Here is a 19,056-nt window from a genome sequence, read left to right on the forward strand (position 1 = left end):
ACGCAGTCGACGCAATCGCAACATGGCCGGCGCTATCCTGCGGGCCTTCGATGGATGCAGGTGTGCCGACATGGCTTCGTACCAAACAGTCGATCCCTTCACCGGCCGCGCCGGGCGCACCATCGCGCTGATGGACGCGGCCGCCATCGAGCGGCGCCTGGCCGCCGCCGAAGCGGCGTTCCCTGCCTGGTCGGCGATGACGTTGCCGGAGCGGGACACCCTGCTGCGCAAGGTCGCCGCCGGGCTGCGCGCGCGCCGCGACGACATCCAGCACGCGATGACCGCCGAGATGGGCAAGCTGCGCGGCGAGGCGCTGGGCGAGATCGAGAAGAGTGCGGCGGCCTGCGAGTACTACGCCGACCATGCCGCCGATTATCTCGCGCCGCAGGCGATCCCGACCGAGGCGCAGCGCAGCCATGTCGTCTACCAGCCGATCGGCTGCGTGCTGGCGGTGATGCCGTGGAACTTCCCGGTCTGGCAGGTGTTCCGCTTCCTGGCGCCGTCGCTGATGGCCGGCAACGTCGCCCTGCTCAAGCACGCCAGCAACGTGCCCGGCTGCGCCGACCTGATCGCCGCGGTGCTGGCCGATGCCGGCGTGCCGGCCGGCGTGTTCGACGTGCTGCACATCGACAACGAGCAGGCCGCCGAGGTGCTGCGCGACCGCCGGGTCAAGGCGGTGACGCTGACCGGCAGCGAACGCGCCGGGCGCGCGATCGCCGCCAATGCCGGCGACCAGCTGAAGAAGTGCGTGATGGAGCTGGGCGGCAGCGATGCCTTCGTGGTGCTGGACGATGCCGACCTCGACGTGGCCGTCGCGGCGGCGGTGAAGTCGCGCTTCGACAATGCAGGCCAGACCTGCATCGCCGCCAAGCGCTTCGTGCTGGTCGAAGCCATCGCCGACGCCTTCGTGCAGCGCTTCGTCGAGGCGGCGAAGGCGCGCGTGTACGGCGACCCGCGGGACGCGGCCACCACGCTGGCGCCGATGGCGCGCGCCGACCTGCGCGACGGGCTGCACCGGCAGGTGCGCGAAAGCATCGACAAGGGCGCCAAGGTGCTGCTGGGCTGCGAGCCTATTGCCGGCAGCCACGCCGGTTATCCGGCATCGATCCTCGACCACGTGGCGCCGGGCATGCCGGCCTATGAAGAGGAACTGTTCGGTCCGGTGGCGGCGATCCTGCGGGTGAAGGACGAGGCCGAGGCGGTGCGGGTGGCCAACGACACCGGCTTCGGCCTCGGCGGCAGCGTGTGGACGCGCGATGCCGCGCGCGGCGAGCAGGTCGCCGCGCAGCTGCAATGCGGCGCGGCCTTCGTCAACGCGGTGGTCAGGAGCGACGTACGCCTGCCGTTCGGCGGCAGCAAGCGCTCGGGCTTCGGCCGCGAGCTGGCCGAGCACGGCATCCGCGAGTTCACCAACATCAAGACCATCTATGTGGCGTAGATACGGGGCTTGCCCCGTACATGGGCCTTCCCGGTGAAGCCGCATGCGGGGCAAGCCCCGCATCTACGGTTCAACCGAAGGGATGGTCGATCGACGGGCTCTGCGGCGTCAGCAGCTCGGCACCATCGGCGGTGACGTGCAGGATGTCCTCCAGCCGCACGCCGAACTTTTCCGGGATGTAGATGCCGGGCTCGTCGCTGAAGGTCATGCCCGGTTCCAGCAGGTGCTTGTTGCCACGTACCAGGTAGTCCCACTCGTGCATGTCCATGCCGATGCCGTGGCCCAGGCGATGGCTGAAATAGCGGTAGTCCGGGCCGTAGCCGGCGTCGGTGATGACCTTGCGCGCGGCCGCGTCCAGCGCCTCCATCGCCACGCCGGGGCGCGCAGCCTCCAGCGCGGCGGTCTGCGCCTGCAACACGATGTCGAACACGCGGCGGATGTCGTCGCCGGGTTGGCCCAGCACCACGGTGCGGGTGATGTCGCTGGTGTAGCCGTCGGCCCGGCAGCCACCGTCGAAGATCACCGGCGTGCCTTCGACCAGGCGCTGCGGCGCGTCCGAGCCGTGCGGCGAGGCGGTGTACTTGCCGATGTTGACGTCGGCGCTGCCGCGCAGCCCGGTGCGGGCGTAGGCGGCGGCGACCAGCGCGGCGATGTCGCCCTCGGTCATGCCCGGCGCGAGCGCCTTCCACACCGCCTCGTACACCGCCAGCGTGGTCTGGTTGGCCAGCCGCATCAGCGCCATTTCCGCCGGGCTCTTGATCCGCCGGCAGCCGGCCGTGACCGGCCAGGCATCGACGAAGCGCGCGTGCGGCAGCGCATCCATGATCCCCTTGCTGCGGAAGAACGGCACGGTTTCCTCGATGCCGACGCTGCCGCTGCCGGCGCCGAAGCCGCGCAGCACCTGCGCGACCAGCGCGTAGGGGTCCTCGTCCTCCTGCCAGCCGCGCACGTCGTCGCCGAACTTGATCTGCTCCAGCGTGCGGCCGCGCTCGAACTCCGGGGTGACGTACACCGGCGCGCCGCTGCGCGGCAGGATCACGCCGGTCAGGCGCTCGCTGTTCCACCAGTGCATGCCGGTGAAATAGGTCAGCGAGCTGCCGGCGCCGATGAACACGGCGTCGATGCGCTGTTCGTCCATCAACTGCTGCGCCCGCGCCAGGCGCTGCGCGCGCTCGGCGACGGTGATCGGCACCACCCGCTGCGCGACCGGTTGCAGGGCGCGGATGGAGGTGGGCAGTGCGGCGTCGGCGCGGTCGTCGTTGCCATTGGCGGCCCGCGCCTGCCCGAGCAGGGGCAGGGCGGCGCCCAGCGCCAGCGTGTTGCGCAGGAAGCGGCGGCGCGGGTGGGGGGGGGCGGTTTGCATGTGGGTTTCCCGGTGTGGAAGACAGGGCGCTACAGCCAGCCGGAACGCTTGAACAGCCGGTACAGCACCACGCAGGCCGCGCCGACCACCACGATCAGCAACGGGTAGGCGTAGCGGCCGGCCAACTCCGGCATGTCGGCGAAGTTCATGCCGTACCAGCTGGTGACCAGCGTCGGCGCGGCCAGCAGCGCGGCCCAGGCGCCGAGCCGCTTGACGGTTTCGCCCTGCGCCAGCGTGACCAGCGACAGGTTCACGCTCAGCGCGGTGCCGAGCATTTCGCGCAGGGTGTCGATGGCGTCGTTGACGCGCGCGGCATGGTCCTGCACGTCGCGCAGGTACAGCCGCGCCTCCTCGTGCAGCAATTGCGCCGGGTTGCGCTGCAACTGCGCCAGCGCGTCCTGCAGCGGCGCCACCGCCAGCCGCATCTTGTTGAGCTCGCGCTTGAGTTCGTACAGGCGCACCACGGTGCGGCGCCGGTAGCTCTCGGCGAAGATGTCCTTCTCCAGCAGATCCAGGGTGTCGCGGAAGCTGTCGGTGATCGGCAGGTAGTTGTCGACGATGGCGTCGAGCACCGCATACAGGCAGAACGACGGCCCCAGCGCCAGCAGTGCCGGTTCGCGTTCCAGCCGCGCGCGCACCGGGGCATACGACATCGAGGCGCCGTGGCGCACCGTCACCAGGTAGCGCGCGCCGAGGAAGGCATGGGTTTCGCCGTAATGGATGCGCTCGTCCAGCACCTGCGCGGTCTGCACCACCACGAACAGCGAGTCGCCGTAGACCTCCACCTTGGGCCGCTGGTGGGCCTTGAGGGCGTCCTCGATGGCCAAGTCGTGCAGGCCGAACTCCTCCTGCACCTTGGCCAGCACCGCATCGTCCGGCTCGTACAGGCCGATCCAGACGAAACCCTGCGCCTGATCGCGCAGGGTTTCGCCGATGTCGTCCAGCGCGATCGGCCGCGGCTTGCCGGCGGCGTCGTAGCAGATGCAGTTGATGACGCAGGGCGGGTTGCTGGAGGACGAAGCGGTGCCGGTTTCCATGCCGGCATCGTGCCTCAGCCGGTGCCGGCCGCCAAGCCGCGCCGGCCCAGCACCAGCGCCAATGCCAGGTGGACGGGCAGCAGCAGCACGATCCACTGCATGTTGAACTGCGCCTGCAGCGACAGCCAGTGCAGCGGCAGCGACAGCGTGGCGATGGCGGCCACCGCCCACAGCAGCCGCGCGAACCAGCGCCCCGGCTGGCGCGCGCGCAGCAGGCGCCATGCGCCGGGCAGCAGCGCCAGCGCCAGCGGGCAGAGCAGCAGCAGGTTGCGGTTGGCCCAGGCGGCGCGGTGCTCGCTGAAGCCCCACAGCCAGGCCAGCAGCAGGCCGGCGCCGCCGCAGAACAGCCAGAACGGCAACGCGAAGCCGCCCAGCACGCGGCGGCGGCCGCGCGCGGCGAAAACCAGCCCGGCGCCGGCAAGACCGAGCAGCAGCCAAGGCCACCACGGCCGCAGCTGTTCGGCCGGTTCCGGCGGCAGGCGCTGCGGCAGCAGTTCCTGCTCGTCGCGTACCAGCGGCTGGCCGGCCGCGTTGCGGACCTCGCGCAGGCCGTCGGCCAGCCGCATCGGCACGAACGCCTCCTGCCAGCGCGACAGCGGCCGGTCGGCCCACGGCCCCAGCCCGAGGTCGAAGCCCAGCCACATCCACGGCGACGGCGAGGCCAGCCGTACCGCCTCGCTGCGGTAGCTGTTGCCGCGCGAACGGCCGGCCAGCTGCGCGCGCAGGCTGCCGCCCATCGCGCGGTCGAGCGCGTCGCGCACCATCGTCGAGCAGTTGGCGGTGAAGTAGTCGTAGCGGTAGCGCGCGTTCTCGGGGCGCGCGCGCTCGGCCAGGTCGGCGGCCAGTGCCCGCGCCTGCGGCGGCGGCAGGTCCAGCCACTGGATGGAGACGCCGCGCCCGGCGTCGCGATACTGGGCCAGGTCTTCCTCCAGCGGCAGTGCGACGAGGTAGTACATCATCCGCCCGCGCACGAAGTTGCCGACGAAATCCGTTTCGGAAGGATCGAAGAAGCCGAAGTTGTAGGACGTGGCGCGGCTGCCGTCCGGGTCGGCCACGACCAGCGCGTCATGGCCGAAGCGCTCGAAGAACACCTCGCCCGGCTGCATCGTCACCACGCCGATGCGTGGCGCGGCGTCGTCATCGGCGGCGCAGGCGTTGCCGGCGAACAGCGTGGCCAGCAGCAACAGGCACGGCAGCAGGCGGTGCAGGCGGGCGTTCACTCGTCATCCCGGGTGTCGGGCGGCAGCACGGTGACGTGGAATGCCTGCACCCGCCGCGCGTTGGCGCGGGCGACGCGGAACACGAAGCGGTCCAGGGTGAGCTCGTCGCCGATCTCGGGCAGGTGGCCGGTGGCCTCGGTAACCAGCCCGCCGATGGTGTCGTAGTCGTCGTCGGAGAAGGTCGCGCCGAAACGCTCGTTGAAGTCCTCGATCGCGGTCAGCGCGTCGACCACGTAGCGGCCGTCGGCCTGTATCGCGATCTGCGCGGTATGGTCCTCGGTCTCGTCGTGCTCGTCGTCGATCTGGCCGACGATCTGCTCCAGCACGTCCTCGATGGTGACCAGCCCGGCCACGCCGCCGTATTCGTCGACCACGATCGCCATGTGGTTGCGCGAGAGCCGGAACTCCTTGAGCAGCACGTTGAGCTTCTTCGACTCGGGGATCAGCACCGCCGGCCGCAGCAGTTCGTGCAGGCTGCCGTGGCGGTCATCGGCGAGGGCGCCGCGCAGCAGGTCCTTGGCCAGCAGGATGCCGAGCACGTCGTCCTTGTTCTCGCCGTGCACGGGGAAGCGCGAGTGGCCGGACTCGACCACCTGCTCCATCAGTTCGGGGAACGGCCGTTCGGCCGGCAGCGACACCATCTGCGAGCGCGGGATCATCACGTCGCCGACGGTCAGCTCGGCCACCGCGATGGCGCCTTCCATCATGCGCAGGGTATCGGCGGCGATCAGGCCGTCCTGCTGGGCCGTCTGCAGCACGGCCACCAGTTCGTCGCGGGTGTGGGGTTCGCCGGAAAAGGCCGCGCTCAGGCGTTCGAGCCAGTTGCGCTTCTTCTCGCCAGGTTCCGGCGCGGTACTACTGTCGTCTTCGGACATTGCTTCGGTCGTTGCGCCCGGTGCGCGGGCGGTGGCGGGAAGTCTAGCAGGAGGCCGTTCAGGCCGGCGGCGTGGCCTTGGCCGCGCCTGACGCGGCATCCGGCGCTTCGTCCTCGGCCGGCAGGTCGAGGCTGTAGGTGCAGCCGGCCAGGGTCTTGCCGGGGTGCGATTTGACGTTGGACACGCTCAGGATCACCGATTCGATCATCGGCTCGCCGGTTTCGGCATCGACCACGTCGCGGCTGACCAGCTCGCGCCCGGCCATGAACTTGCCGTCGGCGTCGTAGCCGGTTTCCAGCTTCAGTTCGTCGGCCAGCGGGTGCGGGTCGGGCAGGTCGAGCAGGGCGACGATGCTGGCGCCGGCCATCGCGATGTGGTCGGCGCGGCGGCCGAACACGCTGATGGGCTCGTTCAGCACGTACTCGTTCATGAACAGGTTGCCCTGCGGCAGCGGCCGCCAGCCCAGCGCCACCGCCTTGAGCGGGTCGGCGGCGATCGGCGCCAGCGCGGTGAACTCGCTGACGCTCTGCCGGCACTCGATCAGCGCCGGCAGGTCGATGGCCGGTTCGGCCCGGGCCGTGGCCGGCAGGGCGGCGAGCAGGGCGAGGGGGAAGAAGAGGTTTTTCATCGGTCTGGCGTCCGGATCAGGCGGCAGGAAGGAAAATGCGGGGACGCGCTCAGCGCTCGCCGGCATACGGGTCGGCGATGCCGAGGTCGGCGAGGATCTCGCGCTCCAGTTGCTCCATCGCCTCGGCTTCCCTGTCGTCCTCGTGGTCCCAGCCCAGCAGGTGCAGCACGCCGTGCACGGTCAGGTGCGCGTAGTGGGCGCGCAGCGGCTTGCCCTGTTCGGCGGCCTCGCGCGCCACCACCGGCGCGCAGATCACCAGGTCGCCCAGCAGCGGGAACTTGACGCCCTTGGGCAGGCCTTCGGGCAGCTCGGCGGGGAAACTGAGCACGTTGGTGGCGTAGTCCTTGCCGCGGTAGTGGTGGTTCAGCGCCTGGCCTTCCTTCGCATCGACCAGGCGGATGGCCAGGTCGGCCTCGCGGATGCGGCCGGCCAGCGCCGCCGCCACCCACTTGCGGAAACTCGCCGCCGCCGGCAGCCCGGCGCGGGGCAGGGCATAGCTGACGGCGACGTCCAGTTGCACGGGGCCTTTTGTCATTCTTCCGCTCCGGGCTTGACCCGCTGCAGGTCGCGGTGGTCGTAGGCGCTGACGATGCGCGCCACCAGCGGGTGGCGCACCACGTCGCGCGATTCGAAGAAGGTGAAGCTCACGCCCTCCACGCCGCGCAGCACCTCGATGGCATCGCGCAGGCCGGACTTGACATGCTTGGGCAGGTCGGTCTGGGTGAGGTCGCCGGTGACCACCGCGGTGGAGCCGAAGCCGAGCCGGGTCAGGAACATCTTCATCTGCTCGATGGTGGTGTTCTGCGCCTCGTCGAGGATCACGAAGGCATCGTTGAGCGTGCGCCCGCGCATGTAGGCCAGCGGCGCGATCTCGATGACGTTCTTTTCCAGCAGCTTGGCGACTTTTTCCACGCCGAGCATCTCGTACAGCGCGTCGTACAGCGGGCGCAGGTAGGGATCGACCTTCTGTGAAAGGTCGCCGGGCAGGAAACCGAGCTTCTCGCCGGCTTCCACCGCCGGGCGCACCAGGATCAGCCGCTGCACGCGCGATTCGTTCAACGCCTCCACCGCCATCGCCACGGCAAGGAAGGTCTTGCCGGTGCCGGCCGGGCCGACGCCGAAGTTGATGTCGTGGGTGGCGATCTGGTGCAGGTACTTGGACTGGTTGGCGCCGCGCCCGCGCACGGTGCCGCGCTTGACCTTGATCGCCACTTCCTGTGCCTCGTAGGCGCGTTCGGCCACCTGCGCGACGTTGGCGCGGTTCAGCCGCAGGTGGATGGCGTGGCTGTCGAACACGGTTTCGCCGGCCTCGGCATATAGCGCCTCGAGCAGCTTCTCGGCTTCGGCGGCGGTCCTGCCGGGGCCGCTGACGCGGAATACGTGGCCGCGGTTGGCGATCTCCACGCCCAGTGCCAGTTCGATCTGGCGCAGGTGTTCATCGAACGGGCCGGAAAGGTTGGCCAGGCGTTCGTTGTCGGCCGGTTCCAGGGTGAAGTCGTGGTGGGTGATGGCGGTCATGGGCAAGGAGATGGTGCCGGTGCGCACGGTATCAATGCCGCGGCGCGCAGGCGGCATTGTCTCACTTCCGCCGTGGCCCCTCAGGCAGGGCGGTGCGTATCCATGAACAGGGCTCATTTTCGATCATTGAAATTTAATTGTTCATTGAATTAAATGATGCGATGAAGCGATCCACACCCACGACCTCCGGCCCGGGCAGACGCGCGGCGGCCCCGCTCGAAGCACCGGCAAAACCCGTTGCCCGCTCCCCGCGCAAGCGCACGCCGGGGCGGCGGCCCACCGCCGATGCCGTCGACCTGCGCGAACGGCTGCTGGACGCGGCGCTGGCCTGCTTCGCCGCGCGGGGCATAAGTGCCACTTCGCTGCGCGACATCGCCCGCCGCGCCGGGGTGACGCCGGCGCTGGTGCATTACTACTTCGGCGACAAGCTGCAACTGCAGCAGGCGGTGGTGGCCGAGCGGCTGTGGCCGGTGATGGCGCAGGTGCATGCCGGGGTGGGCGAGGCAGGCGACGACGTGGCCGCGCTGGTGGCCGCCTTCGTCAACGGCATCACCCGCGCGGTGGCCGCGCATCCGTGGCTGCCGACGTTGTGGGTGCGCGAAATCCTCTGCGAAGGCGGTGCATTGCGCGAGGTGATGATCGAACGGATCGGCCCGCTGCTGCCACAGCTGCTGGCCGAGCGTTTCACGGCGGCGCAACGGGCCGAGCAGCTCAATCCGCGGCTGGACCCGCGCCTGATGGTGGTGTCGATGGTGGGGCTGACGATGTTCCCGCTGGCCAGTGCGCCGATCTGGCAGCAGCTGTTCGGCACGGGCGAACTGGGGGCCGACGTGGTGCAACGCCATGCGCTGGCATTGTTGACGCAGGGACTGGAGCTGGAACATGGCTGATCGATGCATCCCCGCCACGGCGTTGCTGGCCGTGCTGCTGGCCGGTTGTTCGCGGCAGCCGCCACAGGCGCTGGGCACGCTGGAATGGGACCGGGTGACGCTGCCGGCGCCGGCTTCGGAGCGCATCGTGCGGATCGACGTGCGCGAAGGCCAGCAGGTCGCCGCGGGCGCACCGCTGCTGCAACTCGAACCGACGCACACCGCATCGCAGCTGGCGGCACTGCAGGCGCAAACGGCGCAACGCAGCGCCGCGTTGTCGGAACTGCGCCACGGCCCGCGTGCGGAAGACATCGCCCAGGCCCGCGCCGCCCTGGCCGCCGCGCAGGCACAGGCGCGCGAAGCGCAGGCCTACCATTCGCGCCTGCAACCGCTGGCCCCGCGGCAACTGGTCGCCGCGGCGGAGCTGGACCGTGCCCGCGCCGCCGCGCAGAGCGCGCAGGCGCAGGTGCGGCAGGCCGAGGCGGCCTTGGCCGAATTGCTGCACGGCAGCCGTTCCGAGCAGGTGGCGCAGGGCGAGGCCGCCGTGGCATCGGCCGAAGCCAGCGCGGCAGCGCAGACGGTGTCGCTGGACAAGCTGGCGCTGGTCGCGCCGCGCGCCGGCCGGGTGGACAGCCTGCCGTACAAGCTCGGCGACCAGCCGGCCGCGGGCGCGCCACTGGTGGTCCTGCTGGTCGGCGAGGCGCCTTATGCGCGCGTCTACCTGCCGCAGGCGCTGCGCAACCGCGTGCAGGTGGGCGACACGCTGCGCGTGCAGGTGCAGGGGCAAGCGACGGAACAGGTGTTCGCCGGGCGCGTGCGCATGATCCGCAGCGAGCCGGTGTTCACCCCGTATTTCGCGTTGACCGGGCAGGACGCCGAGCGCTTGAGCTACCTGGCCGAAATCAGTCTCGGCAAGGACGCGGCCATGCTGCCGGTGGGCGCGCCGGTGCAGGTCGTGGCCGATGCCGCGCATTGAGCATGCCGCGATGGCGGACGACCTCGCCGACGATCTCGCCATCCGCGCGCGCAGCCTGAGCAAGCGGTTCGGCGCACTCACCGCGGTGGATGGCGTCGACCTGGACGTGCCGCGCCGGCAGGTCTACGGCTTCCTCGGCCCGAACGGCTCGGGCAAGTCCACCACCATCCGCATGTTGTGCGGCCTGCTCACGCCCAGCGCGGGCGAGATCGACGTGCTGGGCCTGCGCATTCCCGAACAGGCCGAGGCGCTGCGCAGCCGCATCGGCTACATGACGCAGAAGTTCTCGCTGTTCGACGACCTGAGCGTGCGCGAGAACCTCGAATTCCTCGCCGCCGTGCACGACATGCCCAGGGCGCCGGCGCGCCGGCGCATCGACGAACTGGTCGAGCAATACCATTTCCAGGACCGGCAGAAGCAGTTGGCCGGCACCATGAGCGGCGGCCAGAAGCAGCGCCTGGCCTTGGCCGCAGCGGTGATCCAGCAGCCCGAACTGCTGTTCCTCGACGAGCCCACCAGCGCGGTGGACCCCGAATCGCGCCGCGATTTCTGGGAGAAGCTCTTCGAGCTGGCCGATGCCGGCACCACGCTGCTGGTATCGACGCATTACATGGACGAGGCCGAGCGCTGCCACCGCATCGCCATCCTCGACCGCGGCGTGCTGGTCGCCGATGGCACGCCGGCCGAACTCACTGCGCGACTGGCCGGGCGCGCGCTGGTAGTCGAGGCCGAGCTGCCGCGACAGGCGGCGCATGTTTTGTCCGCCTGCGCGGGCGTTGCCAGCGTGGCGCAGGTCGGCAACAGCCTGCGCGTGCTGCTGGCCGAGGAGGGGAGCGAAGCGCCCCTGGCCGATGCGCTGCGCGCGGCAGGCATCGCCGCCCGCATCCATCCGCAACCCGCCAGCTTGGAAGACGTGTTCGTCGCCACCACCCGCCGCCGGCATGCCGCCGGGGAGGACGCATGAAGCTGCGGCGCCTGCTCGGGGTGATGGCCAAGGAGGTGCGACAGATGCGGCGCGACCGCATCACCCTGGCGATGATCATCGGCATCCCGGTGATGCAGTTGCTGCTGTTCGGCTATGCGATCAACACCAACCTGCGCGACCTGTCCGCCGGCTTCGCCGACCAGGCCCGCACCTCGGCCTCGCGCATGCTGGCGCGCGACATCGTAGCCACCGGCGTGGTGACGCCCGTACTGGAGGCGGAAACGCCGCAGCAACTGCTGGAGGCGATGCGGCGCGGGAAAATCAGCATCGGCATCGTCATCCCGCCCGATTACGAGCGGCGCCGCACCGAAGGCCGCGAAGCCCTGCAGATCCTTGTCGATGGCAGCGACAACGCGGTGCAGAGCGCGGCGGCGCAGCTGGCGCGGATGCCGCTGGATGGCAGCGGCTTCAATCCGCTGGCGGCCGGCAGCATCGGCGTGGTCGGCTTCTACAACCCGCAGCGCAGCTCGGCGGCCAACATCGTGCCGGGACTGGTGGGGGTGATCCTGACCATGACGATGGTGCTGTTCACCGCGGTGGCGATCGTGCGCGAACGCGAGCGCGGCAACATGGAGCTGCTGATCGCCACGCCGCTGACCAGCGCCGAGCTGATGGTCGGCAAGGTCGTTCCCTACGTGGTCGTCGGGCTGGTGCAGACCAGCATGGTGCTGGCGCTGGGCACGTGGCTGTTCCACGTGCCGCTGGGTGGCAGCCTGCTGGACGTGTTCGTCGCCGCCGCCCTGCTGATCGTCGCCAACCTCGCGCTGGGCCTGCTGATCTCCACCCGCGCGCAATCGCAGTTCCAGGCGATGCAGATGACCTTCTTCCTGTTCCTGCCGTCGATCCTGCTGTCCGGCTTCATGTTCCCGTTCGCCGGCATGCCGCGCCCGGTGCAATGGCTGGCCGAAGTGCTGCCGCTGACCCACTTCCTGCGCCTGATCCGCGGCGTGATGCTGCGCGGCGCCAGCCTGTGGGAGTTGTGGCCGGACGCGCTGGCGCTGCTGGCTTTCAGCGCGGTGATGATGGCCGGGGCGATCCTGCGTTTCCGCAAGCGGCTGGACTGATCGGGCGACAAGGGGTTTTCCACATCGCATGTGGATGCGCGCGCGACGAAGTTGTGGATAACCGCGTGCGGGGCAGGTGCGGCAAGGGTTTGGGTCGCGTGGTGAAAAATTGACCGCGACGAAGGTCGGTACGAGCGCCTCTCGTAGGCACCGGGCTTGCCCGGTGCGGGGCTTTATCGGGGAAGCTCCATGCGGGGCAAGCCCCGCATCTACGGATGTGGGAGCGAGCCAAGCTCGCGATTCAAGCCTGGTCGGTCACCACCCGCCCGCGCAGCGAGTTGCTCAACGCCTCGGTGATGACCACGTCGACGAACTGGCCGACCAGGCGCGGGTGGCCGGGGAAGTTCACCGAGCGCATGTTCTCGGTCTTGCCGGTCAGCTCATTGGCGTCCTTGCGCGAGGGGCCCTCGACCAGCACGGTCTGCACGCTGCCGACCATCTTCTTCGAGATGCCGGCGGCGTACTCGTTGATGTGTGCCTGCAGGCGCGACAACCGCGCGTGCTTCTCGGCCTCCGAGGTGGTGTCCTCCAGGTCGGCGGCAGGCGTCCCCGGGCGGCGCGAATAGATGAAGGAGAAGCTCTGGTCGAAGCCCACGTCCTCGATCAGCTTCATCGTCTTCTCGAAGTCGGCCTCGGTCTCGCCGGGGAAGCCGACGATGAAGTCCGAGCTGATCGAGATGTCCGGGCGCACCGCGCGCAGCTTGCGGATCTTGGCCTTGAACTCCAGCGCGGTGTAGCCGCGCTTCATCGCGCTGAGCACACGGTCGCTGCCGGCCTGCACCGGCAGGTGCAGGTAGTTGGCCAGCTTGGGCACGTCGCGGTAGGCGTCCACCAGCGAGTCGGAGAACTCCAGCGGATGCGAGGTGGTGAAGCGGATGCGGCCGATGCCGTCGATCTCGGCGATGGTGCGGATCAGCAGCCCCAGGTCTGCCAGTTCCCCATCACCATATGGCCCGCGATAGGCGTTGACGTTCTGCCCGAGCAGGTTGATCTCGCGCACGCCCTGCGCGGCCAGCTGCGCGCACTCGACCACCACGTCCTCGAACGGGCGGCTGACCTCGGTGCCGCGGGTATAGGGCACCACGCAGAACGAGCAGTACTTGGAGCAGCCTTCCATGATCGACACGAATGCCGAGGGGCCCTCGGCGCGCGGCTCGGGCAGGCGGTCGAACTTCTCGATCTCGGGGAAGCTGATGTCCACCTGCGGCCGGTTCTGCTCGCGGCGGGCGCGGATCAGCTCGGGCAGGCGGTGCAGGGTCTGCGGGCCGAACACCAGATCGACATACGGCGCGCGCTTGACGATGGCCTCGCCCTCCTGCGAGGCGACGCAGCCGCCGACGCCGATGATGACCTCGCGGCCGCCGGCCTTCAGCTCCTTCCAGCGGCCGAGCTGGCTGAACACCTTCTCCTGCGCCTTCTCGCGGATCGAGCAGGTGTTGACCAGCACCACGTCGGCTTCTTCCGGGTTGTCGGTAAGCTCCAGCCCCTCGTGCTCGGCCAGCACGTCGGCCATCTTGGCCGAGTCGTACTCGTTCATCTGGCAACCGTGGGTCTTTATGTAGAGCTTGCCGCGCACCTGACCTGCGACTTTTCGTCGCAGGCCCGGCAGGGGAACCAGCCCGGCGGCGGGCGTGGTGGCGGGGGCGGGCACGGCGGGGCCGGCCGTTGTCGGCAAAGGGGAAGCTGGCGTCCCGGGCATGGTGCTTATTCCAGACGGGTGGGCGGGCAGGCAGCCCGGCGGGCTGCGGCGAAGGGGGCGATTGTACCGGTGGCGCGTCCAACTGGCGCCGGCGGGTTGGCATTCATGCCGGGAAACTGGGACACTCGCGGCCGCAATGAAGACTGCATTGGGGCTCGGGGGATTGTTGATCGCTTCGTTGGCGGCAATGCCGGCCAGCGCGGGCACCCTGTACAAGTGCGTCGGCGCCGACGGGGTTTCCAACTACGTCAGCAAGCGCATCCGCGGTGCCAGTTGCAGCGTGGTCAGCAACTACCGTGCGTCAACCCCGGCTTCGAGGCCGCGGGTGCCGCCGCCGGCTCCGGCTCCGGTCGTCCCGCCGCCGCCTGCCGATGCAGCCGCATCGGCCGCGAAGGCCACCGCCGCCAGCATCGCCCCTTCCGCCATCGCCGTCAGTGCGCCGCCGGCCCCGGCGCGTACCGGCCCCGCACAGCGCGTGGTCAGCGGGCAGGTCTATTCCTACATGAAGGACGGCGTGCGCCATTACACCAGCGCCCGGCCGGCGCAGGTGGCCAGCCTCGGCGAAGTGCGCACCATCCGCTACAGCTACATCGAGCGCTGCTATGCCTGCGGCGCCAACAACGGCGTCAACTTCGGCACGGTGCGCCTGAACACCACCGCTTTCCAGCACGAGATCGCCGCCGCGGCGCGCGAATTCGGCGTGGAAGAGGCGGTGGTCCGGGCGGTGATCCACGCCGAGTCGGCCTACAACCCGACCGCGCTCAGCCGTGCCGGCGCGCAGGGGTTGATGCAGCTGATGCCGGCGACGGCCCGCCGCTTCGGGGTCGCCGATGCCTATGACGCACCGCAGAACATTCGTGGCGGCGTGCAGTACCTGGCCTGGCTGTTGCGCCGTTTCAATGGCGACCTGACCCTGGCCGCGGCCGGCTACAACGCCGGCGAGGGCGCGGTGGCCCGGCACGGCGGCGTGCCGCCCTACAGCGAGACGCAGTACTACGTGAAGCGCGTGGCGCAGCTGGCCGAGCGTTACCGCAGCGAGCTGAGGTCGCACCAGTGAGGCGATGGGCCGCATATTGCGGATCGCCGTGATGGAAAACCGGGTGGTTGTTTGAGCGCATTGTCTGGGCTGCATGCGTTCAGCTAAACTCGGGAGCGGTTCAGATAAGTGGCGGTCGAAGGTTCACGGACCCCGGCCGCTGGCAGCCTCAAGCTACCTAAAGTCAATGAGTCGGAGTGCCGGATGGCCAACGATGGGGTAAACGATCCAGTCAACGCCGGGCGTCGGCGGTTTCTGACCGCCACCACGGTTGTGGTTGGAGCGGTCGGTGCCGGTTTCGCGGCGGTTCCTTTCATCAAGTCGTGGAATCCCAGCGCCCGTGCCAAGTTGGCCGGCGCGCCGGTGACCGCGGACATCAGCGCCTTGCAGGAAGGCCAGCGCCTAGTCCTGGAGTGGCGCGGCCAGCCGATCTGGATCGTCAAGCGCTCCAAGGCGATCCTCGACGCACTGCCCACCCTGGACAACCGCCTGCGCGACCCGCAGTCGGGCAACCTCGACCAGCAGCCGGCCTACGTGCTCAAGGGCAACCCGGAGTTCCGCTCGATCAAGCCGGAAATCTCGGTGCTGGTCGGCCTGTGCACCCACCTGGGCTGCTCGCCGGAAATGGCCGCCGAGATCAAGCCCGAGCCGTACGACCCGGAATGGAAGGGCGGCTACTTCTGCCCCTGCCACAAGTCGCGCTTCGACATGTCCGGGCGCGTGTTCCAGGGCGTGCCGGCGCCGACCAACCTGGTCGTGCCCGCGCATCACTATGCCGATGACAACACCATCATCATCGGTGTCGATCCGCAGGGGGCAGCATAATCATGGCTGACAACATCCTCGTTCGCGCTGCCAACGGCGTGATGGACTGGGTCAACGAACGCGCCCCGGCACTGATGCCGATGTACCGGAAGCACATGTCCGAGTACTACGCGCCGAAGAACTTCAACATCTGGTACATCTTCGGCGTGCTGTCGATGGTGGTGCTGGTCAACCAGATCGTCACCGGCATCTTCCTGACGATGCACTACAAGACCAGCGCGGCGGAAGCCTTCGCCTCGGTCGAGTACATCATGCGCGACGTCGAGTGGGGCTGGCTGATCCGCTACATGCACAGCACCGGCGCCTCGCTGTTCTTCATCGTCGTCTACCTGCACATGTTCCGCGGGCTGATGTACGGCAGCTACCGCAAGCCGCGCGAGCTGGTGTGGATCCTCGGCATGCTGATCTACCTGGTGCTGATGGCCGAGGCCTTCATGGGCTACGTGCTGCCGTGGGGCCAGATGTCGTTCTGGGGCGCGAAGGTCATCATCTCGCTGTTCGGCGCGATCCCGGTGATCGGCAACGGCCTGACCGAGTGGATCATGGGCGACTACCTGCCGTCCGACGCCACCTTGAACCGCTTCTTCGCCCTGCACGTGATCGCGCTGCCGCTGGTGCTGCTGCTGCTGGTGGTGCTGCACCTGGGCGCGCTGCACGAGGTGGGTTCCAACAACCCGGACGGCGTGGAGATCAAGAAGGGCCCGAAGGGCAACCGCTGGTCGCCGACCGCGCCGGCCGACGGCGTGCCGTTCCACCCGTACTACACGGTGAAGGACACCTTCTACGTGTTCGCGATGATGGGCATCGCCGCCTTCATCATCTTCTTCGCCCCGGCGTTCGGCGGCTGGTTCCTCGAGCACGACAACTTCACCGAGGCCAACCGCCTGGTGACGCCCGAGCACATCAAGCCGGTGTGGTACTACACCCCGTACTACGCGATGCTGCGCGTGGTGCCGCACAAGCTCAGCGGCGTGCTGGTGATGTTCGGCGCGATCGCGATCCTGTTCGCGCTGCCGTGGCTGGACCGCGCCAAGGTCAAGTCGTACCGCTACCGTGGCGTGCTGTCGAAGGTGCTGCTGTTCGCCTTCGCCATCAGCTTCGTGTGGCTGGGCAAGATCGGCGCCGGCCCTGGCACCGACCCGGTGGAGACCATCATCGGCCGCTTCCTGACCGGGTACTACTTCCTTTTCTTCCTGACCATGCCAGTGTGGACCAAGCTGGACAAGACCAAGCCGGTGCCGGAACGGGTGACGACGCATGACTAAGAAATGGTTTGCCTTGCTGGCTGCCGCCGGCACCGCGTTGCTGTTCTCCACCGCCGCGTTGGCATCGGGCGGCGGCTCGCTGCAGCAGGCCGGCAACGACCTGACCGACCGGGCATCGCTGCAGCGCGGTGCGCAGGCCTACATGAGCTACTGCTCGGGCTGCCACTCGCTCAAGTACCTGCGTTACTCGCGCATGGCCTCGGACCTCGGCCTGAGCGAAGACCAGGTGATGGCGAACCTGAACTTCACCGGCGCCAAGGTCGGCGAGCAGATCCTCGTGACCATGTCCAAGGAACAGGGCGACAAGTGGTTCGGCAAGATGCCGCCGGACCTGAGCCTGATCTCCCGCGTGCGTGGCACCGACTGGATCTACACCTACCTCAAGTCGTTCTACCTGGACGAATCGCGTCCGCTGGGCTGGAACAACAAGCTGTTCCCCAACGCTTCCATGCCCAACCCGCTGTGGGAGCTGCAGGGCCTGCAGCATGCCGAGTTCGGCGAGCCCGACGTGGCCGGCGAGCGCCACCCGGAGCGGCTGGTCGTCACCAGCCCGGGCAGCGTGAGCGCGGCCGAGTACGACCAGACCGTCCGCGACATCACCAATTTCCTCGAATATGCCGGCGAGCCGGCGGTGCTGAAGCGGCAGAGCATGGGCGTGTGGGTGGTGCTGTTCCTGGCGCTGCTGGCGTTCCTGGCCTACCTGCTCAAGAACGAATACTGGAAGGACGTGCATTGATGCACGGGTGAACCGGGGCGTGCACGGGCGCGGGACGGGCAAACGCTTGGCATCCGCGCCCGCTGGCTGCACACTCGGTACACCTTGGCGGCCGCCGGCAATGGGCGGGCGGCGCCGTGAGGCCGGAGCATTCCGGCTGCTGGAGAGTCCTTGATGGCAGCGAGTGTGCGCATGCGAAATACCCTGACATTGTTCTCTGCCAACGATGACGTCCTCTGCCATCGGGTGCGGCTGGTGCTGGCCGCCAAGGGCGTCACCTACGACCTGGTCCCGGTCGATCCGCAGAATCCGCCGGAAGACCTGATCGACCTGAACCCCTACCATTCGGTGCCGACCCTGGTCGAGCGCGAATTGGTGCTGTATGCCGCCTCGGTGGTCAGCGAGTACCTCGACGAGCGCTACCCGCACCCGCCGCTGATGCCGGTGGACCCGCTGTCGCGGGCGCGCCTGCGGCTGGCGATGCTGCGCATCGAGCATGACTGGGTGCCGCAGGTGCAGGCCATCCAGCTGGGCAACAAGACCCAGGCCGAGGCCGCGCGCAAGCGCCTGAAGGAGCTTGTGGCGCAGTCGGTGCCGCTGTTCAAGGCCTCCAAGTTCTTCCTCAACCCGGAAATGAGCCTGGCCGACTGCGCGATGGCGCCGATCGTCTGGCGCCTGGAAGCGCTGGGCATCCCGCTGCCCAAGGACGGCAAGGCCATCGAGGATTACGGCAACCGCATCTTCCGCAACCCGGGTTTCATCCGCAGCCTCACCGACCAGGAAAAGAAGCTGCGCGAATTGCCGGCCTGATCCCAGCGGCTGTATGCAGACTTGACGATCACCGCCTGCGGGCGGTGATCGCGTATCCGAGACGCGTAGACTTGCCGCATGAGTGAAGAAACTTTCCGCATGAGCAGCCACCGCCCGTACCTGTTGCGGGCACTGGTGGAGTGGATCAACGACAACGGCATGACCCCGCACATCATGGTGGACGCCGGCGTGCCGGGCGTGCAGGTGCCGGCCAGCGCGGTCAAGGACGAACGGGTGGTACTCAACATCGCCGAACGGGCGGTGATGCGCCTGCACATCGACAACGAGGGGGTGAGCTTCACCGCGCGCTTCTCCGGCATCAGCTTTCCGGTGAGCGTGCCGATCGCCGCGATCCTGGCGGTATATGCGCGCGAGACGGGACAGGGCATGGCGCTGCCGGACGACCTGCCCGGTACGGACAACACGGCGCCGGACGATGACGACACGCCGCCACCGAGCGCACCGCCGGAGCCGCCCGCGCCTTCGGGCAAGCGCCCGTTCCTGCGGGTGGTTAAGTAAGCCGGGAACCGCCGCCGCAAGGCGGCGGTTTTCATTGGGGCGTGGATGCGGGGCTTGCCCCGCATGGCGCATTGTCGGGAAGGCCCCGCGCCGGGCAGGCCCGGCACCTACGGATATCCACGAACGAGCAACGGCCCACGCGCGCCACGTAGATGCGGGGCTTGCCCCGCATGAAGCTCTCCCGGTACAGCTCCGTGCCGGGCAAGCCCGGCAC

At 68.9% G+C, this 19,056-nt stretch carries 19 protein-coding genes; 11 read left to right on the forward strand and 8 right to left on the reverse strand.

From position 1 onward, the window contains the following. The first annotated feature begins 70 nt into the window (after positions 1–70). On the forward strand, positions 71–1,438 hold the full coding sequence (locus MIC98_RS07165) for an NAD-dependent succinate-semialdehyde dehydrogenase (RefSeq protein ID WP_239736644.1): 1,368 nt from the start codon (positions 71–73) through the stop codon (positions 1,436–1,438). Positions 1,439–1,508: 70 nt separating this feature from the next. On the opposite strand, the gene MIC98_RS07170 is transcribed toward MIC98_RS07165, so the two are convergent. From MIC98_RS07170 to MIC98_RS07200, 7 genes are read right to left on the reverse strand one after another with little or no spacing between them, the layout of a single operon-like run. After that, on the reverse strand, positions 1,509–2,801 hold the full coding sequence (locus MIC98_RS07170; protein ID WP_239736645.1) for a Xaa-Pro peptidase family protein: 1,293 nt from the start codon (positions 2,799–2,801) through the stop codon (positions 1,509–1,511). A gap of 29 nt (positions 2,802–2,830) precedes the next feature. Further along, the gene (locus tag MIC98_RS07175) at positions 2,831–3,838 is read right to left on the reverse strand and encodes a magnesium and cobalt transport protein CorA (RefSeq protein ID WP_057640888.1); all 1,008 of its coding nucleotides are present in this window, start codon (positions 3,836–3,838) and stop codon (positions 2,831–2,833) included. Between the two features lie 14 nt (positions 3,839–3,852). Next, positions 3,853–5,025 carry a DUF4105 domain-containing protein gene (locus MIC98_RS07180; RefSeq protein ID WP_345772171.1) on the reverse strand — a complete coding sequence of 391 codons (1,173 nt, stop codon included), beginning with the start codon at positions 5,023–5,025 and terminating at the stop codon, positions 3,853–3,855. A gap of 29 nt (positions 5,026–5,054) precedes the next feature. Then, complete coding sequence (locus MIC98_RS07185) at positions 5,055–5,933, reverse strand: transporter associated domain-containing protein (RefSeq protein ID WP_239736646.1); 879 nt, start codon at positions 5,931–5,933, stop codon at positions 5,055–5,057. 58 nt (positions 5,934–5,991) lie between these two features. Next, on the reverse strand, positions 5,992–6,561 hold the full coding sequence (locus tag MIC98_RS07190) for a hypothetical protein (RefSeq protein WP_057640890.1): 570 nt from the start codon (positions 6,559–6,561) through the stop codon (positions 5,992–5,994). 49 nt (positions 6,562–6,610) lie between these two features. Further along, positions 6,611–7,096, reverse strand: a complete 486-nt coding sequence (gene ybeY / locus MIC98_RS07195) for an rRNA maturation RNase YbeY (RefSeq protein ID WP_239736647.1) — start codon at positions 7,094–7,096, stop codon at positions 6,611–6,613. Continuing rightward, positions 7,093–8,079 carry a PhoH family protein gene (locus tag MIC98_RS07200; RefSeq protein WP_239736648.1) on the reverse strand — a complete coding sequence of 329 codons (987 nt, stop codon included), beginning with the start codon at positions 8,077–8,079 and terminating at the stop codon, positions 7,093–7,095. The genes ybeY and MIC98_RS07200 overlap by 4 nt, the downstream gene beginning before the upstream one ends. Before the next feature lie 161 nt (positions 8,080–8,240). Between MIC98_RS07200 and MIC98_RS07205 the strand changes: the two genes are divergently transcribed. The 4 genes from MIC98_RS07205 to MIC98_RS07220 are packed head-to-tail and all read left to right on the forward strand — an operon-like array spanning position 8,241 to position 11,973. After that, a complete protein-coding gene (locus MIC98_RS07205) occupies positions 8,241–8,969 on the forward strand; it encodes a TetR/AcrR family transcriptional regulator (RefSeq protein WP_239736649.1) in 729 nt (242 codons plus the stop codon). Further along, a complete protein-coding gene (locus tag MIC98_RS07210) occupies positions 8,962–9,924 on the forward strand; it encodes an HlyD family efflux transporter periplasmic adaptor subunit (RefSeq protein WP_239736650.1) in 963 nt (320 codons plus the stop codon). Before MIC98_RS07205 ends, MIC98_RS07210 begins: the two co-directional genes overlap by 8 nt. A 40-nt stretch (positions 9,925–9,964) precedes the next feature. Next, a complete protein-coding gene (locus MIC98_RS07215) occupies positions 9,965–10,888 on the forward strand; it encodes an ABC transporter ATP-binding protein (protein ID WP_239738076.1) in 924 nt (307 codons plus the stop codon). Continuing rightward, on the forward strand, positions 10,885–11,973 hold the full coding sequence (locus tag MIC98_RS07220) for an ABC transporter permease (protein ID WP_239736651.1): 1,089 nt from the start codon (positions 10,885–10,887) through the stop codon (positions 11,971–11,973). The genes MIC98_RS07215 and MIC98_RS07220 overlap by 4 nt, the downstream gene beginning before the upstream one ends. A 241-nt stretch (positions 11,974–12,214) precedes the next feature. Here MIC98_RS07220 and miaB read toward each other — a convergent pair whose 3' ends face one another. After that, positions 12,215–13,672, reverse strand: coding sequence for a tRNA (N6-isopentenyl adenosine(37)-C2)-methylthiotransferase MiaB (gene miaB / locus MIC98_RS07225; RefSeq protein WP_239736652.1), 1,458 nt, complete (start codon positions 13,670–13,672; stop codon positions 12,215–12,217). Positions 13,673–13,808: 136 nt separating this feature from the next. Here miaB and MIC98_RS07230 point away from each other — a divergent pair, with 136 nt between their 5' ends. The 6 genes from MIC98_RS07230 (at position 13,809) to MIC98_RS07255 (ending at position 18,842) form a co-directional block, all read left to right on the forward strand. Then, positions 13,809–14,729 (forward strand): lytic transglycosylase domain-containing protein, encoded by a 921-nt coding sequence (locus tag MIC98_RS07230; protein WP_239736653.1) that lies wholly within the window; start codon positions 13,809–13,811, stop codon positions 14,727–14,729. Positions 14,730–14,912: 183 nt separating this feature from the next. Continuing rightward, entirely contained in the window at positions 14,913–15,533 is a 621-nt protein-coding gene (petA, locus tag MIC98_RS07235; protein ID WP_057640622.1) for a ubiquinol-cytochrome c reductase iron-sulfur subunit, read from the forward strand. 2 nt (positions 15,534–15,535) lie between these two features. Further along, positions 15,536–16,798 (forward strand): cytochrome bc complex cytochrome b subunit, encoded by a 1,263-nt coding sequence (locus tag MIC98_RS07240; protein WP_057640623.1) that lies wholly within the window; start codon positions 15,536–15,538, stop codon positions 16,796–16,798. Further along, positions 16,791–17,534 (forward strand): cytochrome c1, encoded by a 744-nt coding sequence (locus MIC98_RS07245; protein ID WP_239736654.1) that lies wholly within the window; start codon positions 16,791–16,793, stop codon positions 17,532–17,534. The genes MIC98_RS07240 and MIC98_RS07245 overlap by 8 nt, the downstream gene beginning before the upstream one ends. A 153-nt stretch (positions 17,535–17,687) precedes the next feature. Then, positions 17,688–18,323, forward strand: coding sequence for a glutathione S-transferase N-terminal domain-containing protein (locus MIC98_RS07250; protein WP_057640625.1), 636 nt, complete (start codon positions 17,688–17,690; stop codon positions 18,321–18,323). 78 nt (positions 18,324–18,401) lie between these two features. After that, positions 18,402–18,842, forward strand: a complete 441-nt coding sequence (locus MIC98_RS07255) for a ClpXP protease specificity-enhancing factor (protein ID WP_239736655.1) — start codon at positions 18,402–18,404, stop codon at positions 18,840–18,842. The last annotated feature ends 214 nt before the right edge of the window (positions 18,843–19,056 follow it).

Source organism: Stenotrophomonas sp. NLF4-10, assembly GCF_022359915.1.
GTDB classification, from domain to species: Bacteria; Pseudomonadota; Gammaproteobacteria; order Xanthomonadales; family Xanthomonadaceae; genus Stenotrophomonas; species Stenotrophomonas daejeonensis.

Coding starts and splice junctions, on each gene's coding strand:
- MIC98_RS07240 (WP_057640623.1), top strand. CDS start 15,536: ATGGCTGACAACATCCTCGTTCGCGCTGCCAACGGCGTGATGGACTGG.
- miaB (WP_239736652.1), bottom strand. CDS start 13,672: ATGCCCGGGACGCCAGCTTCCCCTTTGCCGACAACGGCCGGCCCCGCC.
- MIC98_RS07205 (WP_239736649.1), top strand. CDS start 8,241: ATGAAGCGATCCACACCCACGACCTCCGGCCCGGGCAGACGCGCGGCG.
- MIC98_RS07245 (WP_239736654.1), top strand. CDS start 16,791: ATGACTAAGAAATGGTTTGCCTTGCTGGCTGCCGCCGGCACCGCGTTG.
- ybeY (WP_239736647.1), bottom strand. CDS start 7,096: ATGACAAAAGGCCCCGTGCAACTGGACGTCGCCGTCAGCTATGCCCTG.
- MIC98_RS07230 (WP_239736653.1), top strand. CDS start 13,809: ATGAAGACTGCATTGGGGCTCGGGGGATTGTTGATCGCTTCGTTGGCG.
- MIC98_RS07200 (WP_239736648.1), bottom strand. CDS start 8,079: ATGACCGCCATCACCCACCACGACTTCACCCTGGAACCGGCCGACAAC.
- MIC98_RS07175 (WP_057640888.1), bottom strand. CDS start 3,838: ATGGAAACCGGCACCGCTTCGTCCTCCAGCAACCCGCCCTGCGTCATC.
- MIC98_RS07210 (WP_239736650.1), top strand. CDS start 8,962: ATGGCTGATCGATGCATCCCCGCCACGGCGTTGCTGGCCGTGCTGCTG.
- MIC98_RS07190 (WP_057640890.1), bottom strand. CDS start 6,561: ATGAAAAACCTCTTCTTCCCCCTCGCCCTGCTCGCCGCCCTGCCGGCC.
- petA (WP_057640622.1), top strand. CDS start 14,913: ATGGCCAACGATGGGGTAAACGATCCAGTCAACGCCGGGCGTCGGCGG.
- MIC98_RS07165 (WP_239736644.1), top strand. CDS start 71: ATGGCTTCGTACCAAACAGTCGATCCCTTCACCGGCCGCGCCGGGCGC.
- MIC98_RS07185 (WP_239736646.1), bottom strand. CDS start 5,933: ATGTCCGAAGACGACAGTAGTACCGCGCCGGAACCTGGCGAGAAGAAG.
- MIC98_RS07250 (WP_057640625.1), top strand. CDS start 17,688: ATGGCAGCGAGTGTGCGCATGCGAAATACCCTGACATTGTTCTCTGCC.
- MIC98_RS07220 (WP_239736651.1), top strand. CDS start 10,885: ATGAAGCTGCGGCGCCTGCTCGGGGTGATGGCCAAGGAGGTGCGACAG.
- MIC98_RS07170 (WP_239736645.1), bottom strand. CDS start 2,801: ATGCAAACCGCCCCCCCCCACCCGCGCCGCCGCTTCCTGCGCAACACG.
- MIC98_RS07255 (WP_239736655.1), top strand. CDS start 18,402: ATGAGTGAAGAAACTTTCCGCATGAGCAGCCACCGCCCGTACCTGTTG.